General features: G+C 34.2%; 11 protein-coding genes and 2 pseudogenes. 8 read left to right on the top strand and 5 right to left on the bottom strand.

Annotated elements, in window-relative coordinates; all coding sequences use genetic code 11:
• Positions 1 to 16: 16 nt before the first annotated feature.
• Positions 17 to 1,408, bottom strand: a complete 1,392-nt coding sequence (locus HOO54_RS06910) for an MFS transporter (protein WP_172293665.1) — start codon at positions 1,406 to 1,408, stop codon at positions 17 to 19.
• Positions 1,409 to 2,117: 709 nt separating this feature from the next.
• On the opposite strand from HOO54_RS06910, the gene HOO54_RS06905 reads away from it, so the two are divergent.
• Both HOO54_RS06905 and HOO54_RS06900 read left to right on the top strand, forming a co-directional pair.
• A complete protein-coding gene (locus HOO54_RS06905; RefSeq protein ID WP_172293663.1) occupies positions 2,118 to 3,245 on the top strand; it encodes a VanZ family protein in 1,128 nt (375 codons plus the stop codon).
• Between the two features lie 337 nt (positions 3,246 to 3,582).
• Complete coding sequence (locus HOO54_RS06900) at positions 3,583 to 4,584, top strand: AraC family transcriptional regulator (RefSeq protein WP_172293661.1); 1,002 nt, start codon at positions 3,583 to 3,585, stop codon at positions 4,582 to 4,584.
• 76 nt (positions 4,585 to 4,660) lie between these two features.
• On the opposite strand, the gene pgmB is transcribed toward HOO54_RS06900, so the two are convergent.
• The 3 genes from pgmB to HOO54_RS06885 all read right to left on the bottom strand — a co-directional run bounded on the left by pgmB (position 4,661) and on the right by HOO54_RS06885 (position 6,438).
• Positions 4,661 to 5,302, bottom strand: a complete 642-nt coding sequence (gene pgmB, locus HOO54_RS06895) for a beta-phosphoglucomutase (protein WP_172293659.1) — start codon at positions 5,300 to 5,302, stop codon at positions 4,661 to 4,663.
• Positions 5,303 to 5,405: 103 nt separating this feature from the next.
• Positions 5,406 to 5,900, bottom strand: coding sequence for a DUF2798 domain-containing protein (locus HOO54_RS06890; RefSeq protein WP_172293657.1), 495 nt, complete (start codon positions 5,898 to 5,900; stop codon positions 5,406 to 5,408).
• Positions 5,901 to 6,099: 199 nt separating this feature from the next.
• Positions 6,100 to 6,438, bottom strand: coding sequence for a hypothetical protein (locus HOO54_RS06885; RefSeq protein ID WP_172293655.1), 339 nt, complete (start codon positions 6,436 to 6,438; stop codon positions 6,100 to 6,102).
• A gap of 605 nt (positions 6,439 to 7,043) precedes the next feature.
• Here HOO54_RS06885 and HOO54_RS06880 point away from each other — a divergent pair.
• From HOO54_RS06880 to HOO54_RS06870, 4 genes and pseudogenes are all read left to right on the top strand, one after another.
• Positions 7,044 to 8,051, top strand: coding sequence for a S66 family peptidase (locus HOO54_RS06880; protein ID WP_172293653.1), 1,008 nt, complete (start codon positions 7,044 to 7,046; stop codon positions 8,049 to 8,051).
• A gap of 34 nt (positions 8,052 to 8,085) precedes the next feature.
• Positions 8,086 to 8,416 (top strand): annotated as a pseudogene (locus tag HOO54_RS24175) (IS5/IS1182 family transposase); the annotation flags it as partial.
• A 147-nt stretch (positions 8,417 to 8,563) separates the two neighbouring features.
• Positions 8,564 to 9,096 (top strand): annotated as a pseudogene (locus HOO54_RS06875) (lipase); the annotation flags it as partial.
• A gap of 12 nt (positions 9,097 to 9,108) precedes the next feature.
• Complete coding sequence (locus HOO54_RS06870) at positions 9,109 to 9,456, top strand: hypothetical protein (protein ID WP_172293649.1); 348 nt, start codon at positions 9,109 to 9,111, stop codon at positions 9,454 to 9,456.
• 544 nt (positions 9,457 to 10,000) lie between these two features.
• On the opposite strand, the gene HOO54_RS06865 is transcribed toward HOO54_RS06870, so the two are convergent.
• Positions 10,001 to 10,192 (bottom strand): hypothetical protein, encoded by a 192-nt coding sequence (locus HOO54_RS06865; protein ID WP_172293647.1) that lies wholly within the window; start codon positions 10,190 to 10,192, stop codon positions 10,001 to 10,003.
• Between the two features lie 1,064 nt (positions 10,193 to 11,256).
• On the opposite strand from HOO54_RS06865, the gene HOO54_RS06860 reads away from it, so the two are divergent.
• Together HOO54_RS06860 and HOO54_RS06855 are read left to right on the top strand one after the other, a co-directional pair.
• The gene (locus tag HOO54_RS06860; protein ID WP_172293645.1) at positions 11,257 to 11,673 is read left to right on the top strand and encodes an immunity 70 family protein; all 417 of its coding nucleotides are present in this window, start codon (positions 11,257 to 11,259) and stop codon (positions 11,671 to 11,673) included.
• Positions 11,674 to 12,526: 853 nt separating this feature from the next.
• Positions 12,527 to 12,955: an SMI1/KNR4 family protein gene (locus tag HOO54_RS06855; RefSeq protein WP_172293643.1), complete on the top strand. Its 429-nt coding sequence runs from the start codon at positions 12,527 to 12,529 to the stop codon at positions 12,953 to 12,955.
• Positions 12,956 to 13,760 lie beyond the last annotated feature (805 nt).

Below are 13,760 nucleotides of genomic sequence, written 5' to 3'. Positions count from 1 at the left end.
TAATTGAGTTAAATACTTACATTTCCTCGTTAACCCTTCTTTGCTTAATTTCTTCTAGTGCTTCTTGACGTATTCTCCCTGAAAATTTATTAAATAAAATTGGAATAGCACCAATGACAGCAATTACAGCTGGAACAAGCGTAAATCCTAAATAAATACCATCAAGTGTTGTAGCTGATTGAGTAGTAGATCCTGCCTTATAACCGATAGCTGTTAATATTAAACCAGTTAGAAAACCAGCAATTGCTCCTTGAAATTTACTAATAAATGCTTGTACAGCAAAAGAAATCGCTTCAAACCGATTACCTGTTTTCCATTCACCATAGTCAATTGCATCTGCAATAAGTAACGAAATCACTGTTGTATTAATTAGATTAAAAAATAATACTAAGCCATTTAAAATAAAAACAACGGTTAGATTCTCGTAACCAACTAACAATAATATGATTAATGCCACTGCACTTGCCAAAGAACTAACAAAGAATACATACTTCTTTTCAAATCGATTCGTTAAAAATGGCACAATGACAGGAATAAACGGAATAATAAGTAATGGAGGAATGTTTAACATAGCCATGTACCCGACATTGCCTAAATTGTTAACCGCAAAATAAATTGATAATCCTTGGGATATTGGCATTCCTAAAAAGAGTAATGCTGTCAATAAGGCTAATTGTAATGGGCGATTCATCTTTAAATATGATAGTGTTTGTTTTAAACTGATACTCTCTCCTTTAGATTTGATCCTTTCCTTACAAACAAACGTCATCACCAGCATGAACACTAAAGCTAAAACAGAAGCCATAATAGCTAAATTAGAATAACCTCTCCCTGGACTGATACTATCTATTTTTGCAACAATCGGACCACCAGCTAACATTAATATAATCATACCTATCAAAGTCGAAACCCTTGCAATTGAGACAAGTCTTGTACGCTTTGTTTCATCTTGTGTCATGACTGTAGAAAAGCTCCAATATGGTACATCAAAGAAAGTAAACGCAAATCCCCATAAAAGATAAATGACTGACATATAGGTTATTTTACCTACATCTGATAAATCAGGTCCATTGAATAACAGGACAGTTAGAATGACCCAAACGATACTGCTTACTAGTAAATAAGGTCGAAACTTGCCATATGCTGTTCTCGTTTTATCAACAATAATACCAGCAATTGGATCAAAAATTGCATCCACAATCTTTGCTACAAAAAAGATAGTACCCACTGCTAGAGCTGAAATACCAAACACGTCTGTAGCATAAATCATTAAATAAACATTTACGAGTCCGGATAAAAGTGAATCTGCAAAACCTCCACCAATGTATGAAGCTGTTTCTCGTTTTCTCAGAGTCGTTTTCTGAGTTTTTTCATAATACATATCATACTTTCTAGCCGTTTCCCCCATTTTTAGCACTCCTTTTTAGGAATATTAACTTATACATATATGTTACAATACTATGATAGCAAGCGCTTTCATATGGTGCGATAGTAAAAACAAAGGGATGTATTGCTCAAATCAAAGATGTATCATCAAGGTCAAAAGGAGGATTTTTTATAGGTTTTCATCAGCTTACGAAGCAGAGTCATTGAAAGTGGCTTATGCTTCAATTAACAGGAAAGATCAATTTATGACTAGCCCTTACCAAGAAATGAACTCCCAAATTCCAATGTCAACCGTTATCCCCTCCAACCAAACCCAAACCAACAGAAATCGTTCACTTCTGCTAGCCACAAGCAATAGCACACCAATAAGCCCATTCACTACGCTATGTTAGATACGGCGGGGTCTTGGGTATTACAATACTTGAAGAGTCCGATAAGGTATGGAGGATTTTGGGGAGCGGGAAAATATTGCTGCATTTGAATGAATTTTTACAGGAGATACCTCTCGAAATGACGAATTGTCTAAACAGTCCTTTATCAACATGAATCAGGGGGCATGGCGAGACCTCGCAGGAACTAGGAACTAGCTCTGAGGAGGCTCGGGGATCGCCCGCGGAAAGCGTTTCAGACAGCCCCTTCATCACAAGTAAATCGGATGAGAAAAATGTATTCTCTTTTAAGATCAGAAGATTCATATCTAAAGCGACTAGGATAGAAGGGAGGACTTAATAATGGGGACGTATATTTTATCAATTGAAAAAGCTTTTTTATCCTTTCCATTTGTGGCTGCCATTCTCACCATTCCATTTTTAATATTTAACTATCGAAGATATGGATATATTAATAAATTCCGTGTATTTATAACCTATTCCTTCGTATTATATTGTATGATTGCCTTATATCTCGTCATTTTACCTTTTCCCTCAACAAGGGATACGTGTTCATTACAATTACCATATACAGGACATTATAATTTTGTACCTTTTATTTTCATCTATGATTTTTTAAAAGAAACGAATGTACAATGGAACGTTCCATCAACATACCTCCATATGTTGACTGAGAGAGCTTTTCTTCAAACGGTATTTAACTTTCTCCTGTTGTTGCCCTTAGGTATTTATGTAAGATATTATTTCAATCGTAAAAAAGTTTGGGCAGCTGCAATCGCTGGCTTTTTTGTCTCTTTATTTTTTGAACTTACCCAAGTAACAGGCATATATGGCTATTATAATTGTCCTTATCGACTATTTGATGTGGACGATCTTATCCTCAACACGAGTGGTACAATAGCAGGCTTTTTGATTGCTCCGATTTTTCTTTATCTTTTCCCAAGTAAAGATACACTGGATGACGGAGTAGATTTAGAAGAAAAACCAGTTTCACTCATACATCGATTCTTAGCTTTTTTCTTTGACATGATCATAGTAAATGCGGTGATCTTATGGATTCATCTTGTGTTCGGTCTTGAGACATTCGGATTCACCTATTTCCTAGTTGCATTTTCCGGTGTTTATTTTGTTTATTTCATTGTCTTTGTTTTCCTAACAAACGGCAAAACCATTGGAATGTATATTGTTAAATTAAAGGTTTATGGACAATCTGAAAGGCTTCGTTTTAAAGAGATAGTCATTAGAAATGGGTCTCTTTATTTTGGCTATGGACTCTTAACTTATTTTCCGCTTTATACGGTTACAGGAGTCGGGATGGACCCTATGACTCAATTTTTAGGAGTTGTGTTTATCTTCATGATTCAAATTCTATTCTACTCCCATTTTATTTGGAGAGTGATCCAGCGGAAAAGAATATTTTATTATGAACTCCTTAGTGGTACTAGGATACAACGACAAAGGAGGAGGTAGTCTACCTTAATGCGGTTTTGCTAGAATGAATGCCTCATGGTGAGTTGAAATCTCACGGTACATGTCGTGGATTTCAACTCATGCATTTCCCGATTGACAATAGATGAGAGATTGATAGGAACTTGTTTTGGTCTTCAAAAAGCGGGCTAGATTGTGGAGTAACATAAGTAGATTTTTTAACTGTGAGTTTTTTATCATACACCTGATATTTCCTAGTTCCCCCCACTCTCACCACTCTTTTTAGAAATATTAATTTATAAATATCATGTTATAATCATACAATAGCAAACGCTTCCATCTGTTACGCTGGTATAATGGCTCAAAAGGAGGAGCTTTCATGAATTCTCATCAACTTAGACCATATTTACTCTCCCAACAAACAACACATAAGATAGAGGACTTTGATAAAATCATTCCTCACGAAAAGATCATGATTCATAGTAAAGAAGTCTATTTATTTAACCATACCATTGATACATGTAACCATACTTTTATTGAAGATAGTATTGTCATAACCCAACAGCCTTTTGACTCACCTATTCCGTTTCATATGCACGAATTTATAGAAATTATTTATGTTTTTCAAGGAAAATGTAAAGTGATGCTTCATGATCATTTTGTAGCATTAACTGAAGGAGAGTTAGTTCTTATTGATAAGGAAACACCACATGCCGTTGAAAAAACAACTCAAGAAGATATTGTTTTAAATATTACACTTAAAAAAGATTATCTATCTCCAGGATTTTTAAGCAGACTTTCTTCACAAAGCATTATTTCTAGTTTTTTAGTGAATTCATTAATGGAAAATCGCCAAAACAATCGATTTTTAGTTTTTAATTCAGGAAAGAATCGAAAAATTGTTGAGGTTATTAATAACATTGTTTGTGAATACTTCGATAAACGCATTTATTTTGATGAAATCATAAACTCTTATTTGATTATTTTGTTTTCCGAATTAATTAGAGAAGATGAGATCAAACAAAAATATATTACGAACAACGACACTAAAAATTATACATTGATTGACTTTTTACAATACATTGAAAATCATTATCGAAACTGCACACTTACGCAAATGGCTAACCATTTTAATTTTCATCCAAATTATTTATCTAATTTATTAAAAAAGGGAACTGGAAAGTCATTTAAAGATTTGTTACAGCTTCAAAAGATGAGTAAAGCAGCCATGATTCTTGTAAACTCAGATTTACCTATTCCAGATATAGTTGAGGAAGTCGGCTATTCTAGTGTTACTTTTTTCTATAAAAAATTTAAAGAAATCTTTAACATAACACCAAGCGATTATCGCAAAGAGAACAAAAAAATATCTATAAAATAGCCTTTCAGGGGGTTTTACAAAAACAAAAATCTGCACTGGACTACCGTCGTACGGGTCCATGCAGATCTTGCTTGAACTATAATTTTTTTATTTTCTCTGCCGTCATGTCTGTTAATGATGCAACTTTGAGTGTAGCGAGTGTGTTCCCAATGTTATCTCCCACTCCTACAACCTTCATACCGGCTGTAACGGCAGCTTCTACACCAGCACTTGCATCTTCAATGACGATGCATTGCTGTGGTTCTTCCTTTAAACGTTCTGCAGCCAGTAAAAATACTTCTGGATCAGGCTTGCTTTTCTTAATATCATGACCTGAAACAACAGCATCAAAATGAGATGTGAGGCCTAGCTTCTCCAAGATTAAAGCTGTATTTTTGCTGGAAGAACCAATTGCAAGTTTCATCCCTGAATTTTTGAAGTCTTTTAATAAATCATTTACCCCAGGAAGTATGTCAAGAGCAGTTAACTTCTCAATGTTAGAGACATATCGTTTGTTTTTTCTTGCAGCTAACTGTTCTTTTTCACCCTGTGTGTAATTGCGACTAGCATTTTCAAGTAAAATATCTACGCATGCTAGTCTGCTTACACCTCGTAGTCTTTTATTTATTTCTTTGTTAAAAGGAATTTCTTCTTGGTCACAAATTTCCTTCCATGCTTCAAAGTGATACAGATCAGTTGAGACGATGACACCGTCTAAATCAAAGATAACAGCTTTCATGAAGACCCTTCTTTCTAATGAGACTTTACTTCATCTTAAGAAGGTTTAATATTAATTGTAATAATCAAAACAAAGAAGTTCGTTGCTCATTTAAAAGATTTACTTAATCTGTAACTAATGGTAAGTTTTCGTTTTCTCGTTTAATAAATTTAATAAAAATAAATCTTACGAATGGTCCCATCACAATTAATTGTAGTGGAAATGCTACAATAAAGTTTTTAAAATAAATCATCAAGTACGTTTCAATCATTCCTTGACCATCTAATCCTTTAGACATCATAAGCGTGACAAGGCCAAAAATGGACATAAAAAAGACCATTCCTAGTATCATCAAAAGAGACATAGATAACACGACCAATATCTTTTTGGATTTATCAAAAGGTAATTTAAAGGTGATCGCTTTTGCAACAGGACCTACGAGACATAAGTCGAGAATAAGTGCGGTACAAAAACCAATAAACACTTCCAAGATGATATGCCCCACTGACATATGACCAATTTGCCCATTGATCATGAGGTTATAGGCCGACATCACGACAACCATTCCGAAACACATAATGAATCCAAATATTACACTTTCTTTCTTAGTTGTTGGCATTCAATAATTCTCCTTTCATATATTTTGTAAGTATAGCAAGGGGAAAATCTTTCATGTAAGTGACAATTTTGTGAACTTTTTATGAAGAGGTTCATTAAAAAACAACGAATCGGAAGTTAAATCCATAGACACCTAACGATAGAAGACTCCAATCGCTAGAAATAAAACAAGGAAATGGGCCGCCTCTACATTTGACCTGCTACTTTAAGATTTTTTTAATCATCTTGTTCATGATGCCATCTGCTTGATAACCCTTAAGGATATCGATCACTTTTTTCATTGGAATGCTATCCTTTGGAAGACCTTGAATTTCTGCCAACTTTGCTTTCACGTCTCTTTTTGTAGGAACTTCGTTATTCATATACTGATCAACAAGGTACTTTTCCAGTTTGCCTGTTTCTTCTGCAGACAGTCCATACTTCAAGATAACAAAATCTCTTGTCGTGAATTCTGGCGCAAGATGTTCATATAATGAAACAATTGCATGTTTCATATGCATCAAGCTTGCTGCAAGCTCCTCTCTTTCTTTATCATCCATGATGTAGCCCCCTATACAATTGTATTTCTATTTGATCATAAAGTTTGTAGACATAACGAAGTATATCAAATGTAAGAGAAAACGCTATAAACCTGTCCCATGCATTGTTAAGTTGCATTCAGAAGAAAAACAAAGGAAATTAATAACGGTGAATATGAACGATACGTAAGTCGATCGTAAACCCAGAAGATATAGTCGGTGCCGGTTGGTGGAATAAGCATGAACCATAATGGAAAAAAATCCGTCAAGAAATCTGTCCTTTCTCGGGTTATGCGTAGCTTGACCTCCGAAGATGTAAACACTACACTGAAAGATATCACTCAAAAGATGGAAAGAATCATTTTTTCAATGATAAGATACCTGATTAAAACTTCCCCAACTATTGATTGGGTTTTATCCTGTTTATTAAACCTTTGAACTCTTTTATTGAAAGTTCCCAATCAGCTAAATTGGTGATTTCAACTAAATATATCTCCATATTACTCCTAGAAAACTAAACTATTAGAGCAATCCCATACGGTCTTTATTTTTTAGCTGAAATTGTACTTGATGAAATCCAAGCTATAAGAGCCGATGGATAAAAATCTGATACGGAGGTTATTTAAATGATAAAACCAACTAAATTACACTTCGAAGATACAATAGGCGTAATCTCAACTTCGTCTCCAGTTGCAGCTTTATGTCCAAGAAGGTTTGATCGAGGAATTGAGGAACTCAAACGATTAGGCTTTAAAGTAAAAGTTGGACGAAATGCGCTTAAAAAAAACGGGCATTTGGCTGGGACAGTGACAGAACGATTAAAAGATTTTCATGAACTAATCGATGATAAAGAAGTTAAAGCCATCATTAATACAATTGGAGGCTACAATTCCAACCAGTTAATTGATAAAATTGATTATGATCTAATAAGGGAAAATCCAAAAATCATCATGGGTTATAGCGATTTTACAGCTGTATTATTAGCTATTCATAAAAAAACCAATATGATCACTTACTTAGGTCCCTCTATTCTTCCTCAATTCGGGGAATACGGTGGAATTTTCGATTATACCTTACAATCTTTTAAAAATACTTTAATGAGTTCTAGTCCCAAACAAGAGATATTGCCTAGTAGTCATTGGACAAGTGAACTTTTAGCATGGGATAAAGATGATAATAGAAAAAGAAAACTTGTTTTAAATCAAGGACCGAAAATCCTTAAAAAAGGAGTAATGCATGGTGAAATAATAGCTGGAAACATGGGAACATTGTTGTCTTTAGCTGGAACTGACTTTATTCCTGCATTTGATAATAAAATTTTATTCATTGAAGATGATGAAAATGAATCACCAGCCACCATCGATAGATACCTCACTCATATGAGACATCTAGGTGTATTTGAGAAAATCTCGGGCCTTGTATTGGGACGATTTCATCTGAAGGTTAATCTCTCTACACCAAAAACTTTATTCTCAATTATTAATCAAGCGACCGAAGGCTATGATTTCCCAATTGTTATCGATGTAGATTTTGGTCATACGGACCCTATGTTAACTCTACCTAACGGAGTAACAGCTACTGTATACGCAACAGATGATATCAAAATAATTTATAACGAAAACTCAGTAGGATAATTAACCAGCCTTTTTTAATACCAAGAATTAAAATTATAGAATTCTGAAACATTCACGAGCGAAAAATATGTTGAATGTCCTTTTGCAGATGATTGCCTTTGTCAAAAAGTTTGCAAAGTAAAGATAGACCATATTTCCAACGATATAGCCCTCCTGCACGGGGATCAAAAGCCTGGACAAACCTCTACGTGGAACGTGTCATTGGTTATTTAAAGGATTTCTCCCAACTCAATAACAATAGATACCGAACGGTGGAACGGACAAAAGTCTATTTTAACCTAATTACCGTGGTTTACAACGGTATAAAATTAGCAAGTAAACGACTGCTTCAAAAACAACTTACTACCGTAAAACAAGCTGGTTGATAGATGTAAGATAAAACCCTTAAATAAATTACCCTAAATTCACCAATAGATATTTATTTTTTGGGAGTTTTTTATTTAGATATATCTAATAATCGATCAAGTTGGAAAAAACACCAAATACTTTTTGATACTTTTGTCTTTCATAATCCTGATACTCATTGGATGAAGACAATCATTTTACGTTTGATAAGGATGGCAACATTCAAAATATAAACGGAAGTAAACTCGCTTATGATACAACATTTGATGCCATGCTGCCTGCGGAAATTGCTAACGGAAATGAAACGATTAAGATTACACCAGAAATTGCGAAACAACTCGCGGAAAAAGTAAACACAATCATCGATCACTTGCACACAATGAAAAAAGAAGCTGAGAATGCCTACCAAGAACATGACGTTGCGATACAAGAAGTAAAAGCTGAAACTTATCGCCAAGTCGGCCACACTTTATTCGATCAACTGACCTCCGAAGATGTAAACACTACACTGAAAGACATCGCTCAATCGTTTGATGACAAAAAAAATCCGCTTTTTTATGACCCAGTAGCTGAAGAAACATTCATAAATTCCCTAAAAAACACGATTTCAGATTTAGAGGATATTAGCGGCTATTTATCGCAGATTGGAAAGGATTTTAAAGCGAAAGATAAAATACTTGCCAAATGGCTGAAATTATAGGAGTTGGGAACCATGGATTCTTTTAAAAAAACGAACTCTCTCGATTTACTAGGACGTGCGAATCAGCTAGATTTAAAAGACGATCCGCTTTTGCTCCGTCACAATCAGCGGAATATGTTGAGAATAGCTATGCGAACAACAGCTACAACAAAATTGACAGATGTTCAAACGAAACTCAAACCCAAGTTTAAGACAGATAACATGCATAAAGAAATGATCACAGTTTACTCAACCCTCCTTTGCAGTTTCACCGGAAAAGCACAGGAGGTACTTGCCCAGCGCATTAGTGCAAGCGCACAACAGCTTGTAGAAATGGAGAAAACCGGAGAAAGTTTTGTAGGGAGTTTCAAACCGAATTAAAGGCGTCTTAATCGACGCCCTCTTACAACCATGCAAGACCGAGAAATACACATTAAATTAAAAAACATTAATCATTGCCTTGGTATTTTAAGAAAGCTTATAAAAACCTTCTGTAGTTTCTTCATTTTTTAGGTTGTCCCTAAGTCATTCCGACTGTTTTAACAGGATTCATAAATTTAACTGGCACTAGATTAGTACTACATCAAATGTTAGTCCGCGACATAAACATCTGCTTGCAAACGGAGCAAGTTCACTAACAATTGAATGGAGTTGATCGACTCCTCTTGACTGGACGTATTTATTACTTAAAATGTTGTGATCAAACTTGCTAATTCTAATATTTCACCTTCAATTAACTTATTCAGTTTTCTAATCATATCATCCAACTGATTTATTTCTGTTTTTATATATAAGTGAGCACGCATTGTATATGGGGGTTTTGCCTTGTTATCTGTCTTAAACTCAATTCCGACTACACCCCTTGTATCAGCAAGAAAAAAACTCATAGATAAGAAATGTGTTGTATTTTCGGTTTCATGTCCTGTTACACATTAAATTCATTTTTTCCAAGTTGATCTGTAAAATTTTCAATTCCATTTCGTAGTTCTTCTAAATGTTCGTTATCCAAATAAATATCCATATTAACTTGGCAATCTATTCCGTATACAGAAATATTTACTTCAAAGAAGTCAACATCAGTCGATACTTTTTTCATCTTAAAGCTTGGTTCAGCCAAAACTTTCACACCCTTTTAAATATTCTTTTTAGTGTTTACTTGCATGCAAATGGGTACATCATCTATTTTCCCCTATCACCAAAGTGGAACCACTGTGACACCGACATTTTTCTGGAACATCAAATCGGGTAATTGCTGACCATCAATTAGAATAATTCGTTTATCAATTGATCTGGTATACTCAGATGCATGCTTTGAAGAAAATCTGAAAATTTTGCTTTGCTTTGATAAGTTGTTATCCATACTTTCTTTCCGCATTGATTGAGGAGGTAATTATTTGATCATTTGTTTTGTCGTATATTCTCCAAAACTCTTTATTTTTATCTCCGTTTAAATACCCTTCTATAGTAATTCCGCCCATTGAATAAGTATCAGAGAAATTTTTTTTTATGTTTGAATATTTATAAATAGTGCTCTATCTTGTGTTTTGCTTAATTGAAAAGCTACCTCAGCTTTTTTTATCATGCTCGTACGTTATATAAAACCCTTCAGATGTTATAATTAAAAGGGATATTTTTCATGAATTCATCCTTTATTAGATAATTTTACATTATATTTATTCAATGGCACAGCATAAAGTAAACAAGAATAAATAAAAAAATGCTTTTAGATTCAAAAAGCTTCACGACAATGCTAACGATATAGATTTGTTTTCTAAAAAGAAGAATGATTGGTTGACACATGAGCAATTGTACGACCATGAATCTATCACTTCATTTGTTTATATCCTATAAAATCCCTTGCTAGTTTTCTTTTTTGACCTATTGGACCTTTTCATTATACCAACAGCAAATAACCGCCAACATTCAAGAACTCACAAACAGCTAAAAAGGTCTATATGGACTTGCTTCAGCACAACGACAACAAAGTGATAACCATACATTATCGGCATTTCAAGTATTTGGATTGTGTGGAAGTAACACTCAGCTAAATGGTAAAAATCCGCCAGACCTTTCCTGAAACTAGTCAGAAATGAACACAGGAAAATAGTAATTTTTTGACCTAAACTGCGGAAGTACTGGATGTTATATCGAATCAATTTAATAAGAAAGAAGGTGACAGCTATGACAGTAGGTTTTAGGGTGGACTGTTTCTTTTATGAAGCTGGACATGGTGACTTTGTTCATTCGTTTTTTTCGACCATTTCGTATTATTTAGAAAAAGATGGTTGGGGAACGAAATATCCTTTATTAATGAATGATTTATACTATGACCAGTTAAGATGGAGCGATGTCCCAGTAGCAAGAGAGAATTTAAAAAAGATTGAAAAAGAGCTTTCTAAACTCCCTCCCGAAAAGGTTATATGGGATATTCAAGATTTATCAAAAAGTCCTTCTTGGGAAAACAATATAAACACTAAAGTGACAGATGTATCTAATTATTTTGCAACAAGCGATGGCAAAACCTTTTTTGAAGTGTTATATAAAGCAATGGAAGCTTCAGAGGAAGAGAAATGTGATATGACTATCCAAATTATATAGATGAGCTCTCTTTCATAGAGGTTTTTTTAAATTACTTCAAGGTTCTTCACTTCGGTTCATCAATGAAAGATCCTTCCATGGAGAAAAATAAAATTCCAGACCAGCAAAATAAGTTAATGTTGAGCTTAACTAGAAAACCTCGTCATTTTCGCTGATACTATCCGAATCACAAATTTATACCTATAAAAATCAATCGAAAAAGATATTAAAGTTTCTCGAAATCACTCGTTGAATACAATAGCATTCCTTCACACAAGACCAGCTGCTTTGAAACTGAAAAATCAAACAGTTAGCATATAAGTTTTGTCCAGAGCATTAGGAACATTAGCGTAAGAAGCAACAGCTTATAGAGATAGATAAAGTTTCAAGTGAATGAAAGGCGCATTAATCAGCATTTTTTTTCATTATATTCACGATTCTTCAAGTTAAAAAACGCAGGCGACGTCTTAACTGACTTCTTCCCCTTACGTAAACTTCGCTCTGGATCTTTTTTTATCTTAACCGCATTAAAAATTTGCTTAGTGAATCGGCTTGGTTTTTGAATCTCCCTCTTTTCTATAGTAATTCGACCACATAGAGAGAAATCTTATAATGTTGCATTGCTTGTACTTTATCGTCTGCTATATTTAATATGCGGAAAGAATGAATAGCTTCTGAAGTATTTCATATCTTAAGAGTACGATTGTAGTCATGTTTTGTACACAGTGGGAATACCATGACTCGTATTATATGGCCGTTTTCTTTACGCCTAGGAATAGAAAAACATCCTCTATCATTCACTTGCAAAAACTTATTTTAAATAGAATCTTTTTCATAACAAAAGGAAATGAAACTTTAGGAGGTAAATAAAAAAATGAATCTATTGCCTGAAAAATTAAACGCGGTTCTTGAAGATGAAATTTATAAACGAGAAGATCAAAACGTAGTAAAAGAGGCTTTAAAAAGGTTGGACGTGAATGTCTCAGATGCGTTCCTGGAATTTTACAATCTGTACGCAGGCCCATTTTGGGAAGAAAACGTCCCATTTGAATTATTGGATATCATAAATGATAAGAACAATATAGAGTCATTCACAGAGATTGTTCGTGTGGAACATCACTTTCCCAAAAACTTCTTGGTTCTAAGTGAAATGTCAGTAAATGCTATTCTAGTGCTTGATACCAAAACAGATAAAGTCTACACCGTTGATTTTGAAGGTGGAGATGAACTACTTTTAAAAGGAGAACTGCAGGAAACTTGGCCAACTTTTTATGAGCTATTAAAAAATTATTTTAATTGCTGAAGTATTTCACCCTACACTCTTTCTATCATTAATTGAAAATAAATTTTTACCTATACTTGCAATTGGCTTATCTCTGCGAGCTTAGCTGATCAAGCAGGAGAACCTTTCTTTCTTTTCAAATTAAAACATACGACTTAACCAATGGACTCCAGTCATTTTATCCTTTAATGATATGCACTCAAATAGTTTTTCTGCAATATTATTACATCCTATATTCATCCATTCATTGTATTATCCTTATCCGAAAGAACCACCTGTTCTATCGAATGGTTATTAAAGCTCATTCTCTCACTCTGACTTCTAACAAGTTTTATCACTTTTAGAAGAGTTGACCAATTTATCTGACTGTCTCTGTTTGCCTACGGATCTCTCGATTTTCATCTTCTTTAGATAACACCCCATGATGTTGACCTAGATTAGATTTTCCAAGCTAGGACAGTCTCCTCAGATATGCACTTTCGTTATTTAGAAACCCCGCTTCTTTCTTCCAGTCATTGCACCTCAGGCCATCTTTGTCCTGATTAGAAACAAGCAGGCACTGATGCTCAATGACTTGTACAACCGCCTGTCAGACAAAATGCAGGCTTTATTGCCTGCATCTCTCCTATTATCCTTATATGCTAACTTAGCCGCAAGTTTTTCAATATTCGTTTTACATTCAGTGGCTCTTGTAACGTGATTCAATTGTTTATAGTGTGTATAAATTGCTTAGAATATAGCCTGAATTTTCACAAAAAGTTTAAAGAGTTTATTTTCCCATTCCATTATTTAGATAATAAATAACCCCAAACCGGAAGTATCAACA

It is taken from the genome of Bacillus sp. WMMC1349 (assembly GCF_013155385.1).
Taxonomy (GTDB): Bacteria; Bacillota; Bacilli; order Bacillales; family Bacillaceae; genus Bacillus.
The sequence above is the reverse complement of the archived record's forward strand: the minus strand, read 5'-3'. Positions and strand labels throughout refer to the sequence as shown.